The sequence below is a fragment of the Mesorhizobium kowhaii genome, assembly GCF_042431665.1.
GTDB classification, from domain to species: domain Bacteria; phylum Pseudomonadota; class Alphaproteobacteria; order Rhizobiales; family Rhizobiaceae; genus Mesorhizobium; species Mesorhizobium kowhaii.
Genome location: NZ_JBHLYT010000067.1, coordinates 1 through 2,188 on the forward strand (window position 1 = coordinate 1; position 2,188 = coordinate 2,188).

A 2,188-nucleotide genomic window follows, 5' to 3' on the forward strand; every position below is an offset into this window, starting at 1 on the left:
CAATCCATGCCCTTCAATTGCCGAGCAGTTCGAGATCCTTGCCGCCTGATCATTGGCGCGAAAGCGTCGCGTCGTGACCGAAATCACGATTTGCGACAGAACCGAACAGGCTTGCCCGCAATGGGCAGATCCGCCAAGCGCCGCGGATACCGGCTGTGGATCCGCGCCGATCTCGTTCCACAGCCCGGACAGGTGCTCGCGATGCTTAAAGGACGGACCGTGATTAGCGTGGCGTCGGCGCCACTGGCGGCATCATCGACCACAAAGCCGCGAGGGACGAGGGTCGATGGTCGGAGGGTCTGGCCCATAGCACTGATTCCTCTGCCTGAAATCGGTACCAACCAAACCCGAATATCATCAAAAGTGAGTCAGAGCCAATTTTGCACGCCGATTCACACACGGAGCCCCGCCTGCCAAGCGGCTTCGCTGCTGCTGGTCTTGTCTCGCATCTGTGACGTCTCCGTAATTCGGCGTCTCGGACAGAAGCACGGCAAATTCATACGGGGCAATAGGCCCGCCGACGATGTGGGTCGGAAGCGTCCCGGAGCGGTGCTCCAAATGCAGCGGGGAAAATATCAGCATCAACTGTTAGGCCTCACCTATTGTCGGGTTTGTCTAAGTCGCGACACTGAAGGGGTGCCCACCCCGTTGCTATACACATCGTCTAACTCATTGATCTAAATAGAATAACTGCCTTCGTGCGGCCTAATGTCCGCAATTGGCATAACTATTGGAACTCTGCAGTCGCATCTAATCGCATTTTTCGCCGTGCCTGATGGGCTGCAGTATTTATTAGGAGTGTATCGACATGGTCCGACGACTTACAAGCAACCGCACACTGAACGATGGCCAAACGTTTACCATCATCGGTGACGATCTGCATGATACTGAAATATTTCGTGGAGACTTGTTGAAAAATTCTTTATCTCAGTCACCGCGTTCGATAGGCTGCATGTACTACTATGATGACACTGGATCGGCCCTGTTTGATCGGCTCTGCAAAGAGGAATCGTACTACTTATTTAGGGCCGAGCGGGAGATACTGTCGCAGTACGCCAAATCGGTTACCGACATGACAGGCCCTGTCTCTCTCGTCGATCTGGGGTCAGGAAACGCACAAAAAACAACGCTGTTGATTAATGCGTACGTGGAGAACCACGGCCCAACTTCTTACGCCGCTATTGATGTCAACCGTTCAATCCTGGAGCAAGCAGCCGAAAGCCTCCTCTCGATGACACCAGATTTGAACTTTACGGGCATCATTGGGGTCTACCAAACCGGATTGGAACAGGCTGCCACCGTCACAGGTCCAAAGCTTTTAGTTTGTCTCGGCAGTTCGGTGGGAAACATGTACGATGACGAATTGAACGATCTGCTCGAGTCGGTGCGCACGTTGTTCGCTCCTGGTGACTATTTCCTAGTCGGTATAGACTTGGATAAAAAAACGGACATCTTAGAAGCAGCCTATAATAACCAGAGCGCTATTCTGACCAACCTGTGTGTTCTTCAGCATTTGAATTGGCGTTTTGATGGGAACTTTAATGTCTTCCAGTTTCGACATGTCGCATTTCACAATAAACCTCTTTGCCGAATGGAGGCGCACTTGGAAGCCATGCAGGCCCAATCCGTCAATCTCGAGAAACTAGAATTCTCGATTTGCCTAGAAAAAGGAGAGATGATTAGGACGGAGATCATGCGCAAAGTCAATGTTCATACATTTAATGAGATGTTCATGAAGCATGACTTGAATCCGATACAACATTGGACGGATTCTGAGCAGAAATATGCCGTATGTTTGTTCAAACTTGAGAACATGAGGGGGAAGACGTAAGCTTCCTTTTTGGTAAGCAAGGTATGGCATATTGGGAGAGCAAGTTCTGGATTTTGTCTGCAATTATGCGTGGTCATCTCCTGTACAGCGTTGCTTGTTCGTCGCATTCGACAGTCGGAACAATTTCAGGGGCGGGCGCTGTACTTTCGTTAACTGCTTCAGATTAACATAAGAGTCCTGCTAGGGATTTGTCGGCTGTAAAGAACGTCGATTTCGCTGATTATAGTTTGATTGGCGGCATTGCGGCGGTTGCGTGTCGATGGCGGTTGAGAACCGCGTATAGATGGCGCCGAGAGGGAATTGATGCGGAATTCGGCTCGGAGTGGTGCTGAATGACGCTGATGATCTGATTTGGTT

The 2,188-nt window shown here is 50.6% G+C and carries 2 protein-coding genes; one reads left to right on the forward strand and one right to left on the reverse strand.

The window, feature by feature from the left end:
* Positions 1 to 83: 83 nt before the first annotated feature.
* Positions 84 to 308: a transposase family protein gene (locus ACFFNA_RS33685; protein WP_378924174.1), complete on the reverse strand. Its 225-nt coding sequence runs from the start codon at positions 306 to 308 to the stop codon at positions 84 to 86.
* 500 nt (positions 309 to 808) lie between these two features.
* Here ACFFNA_RS33685 and ACFFNA_RS33690 point away from each other — a divergent pair, with 500 nt between their 5' ends.
* A complete protein-coding gene (locus ACFFNA_RS33690; protein ID WP_378924176.1) occupies positions 809 to 1,831 on the forward strand; it encodes an L-histidine N(alpha)-methyltransferase in 1,023 nt (340 codons plus the stop codon).
* Positions 1,832 to 2,188 lie beyond the last annotated feature (357 nt).

Coding starts and splice junctions, on each gene's coding strand:
- ACFFNA_RS33685 (WP_378924174.1), bottom strand. CDS start 308: ATGGGCCAGACCCTCCGACCATCGACCCTCGTCCCTCGCGGCTTTGTG.
- ACFFNA_RS33690 (WP_378924176.1), top strand. CDS start 809: ATGGTCCGACGACTTACAAGCAACCGCACACTGAACGATGGCCAAACG.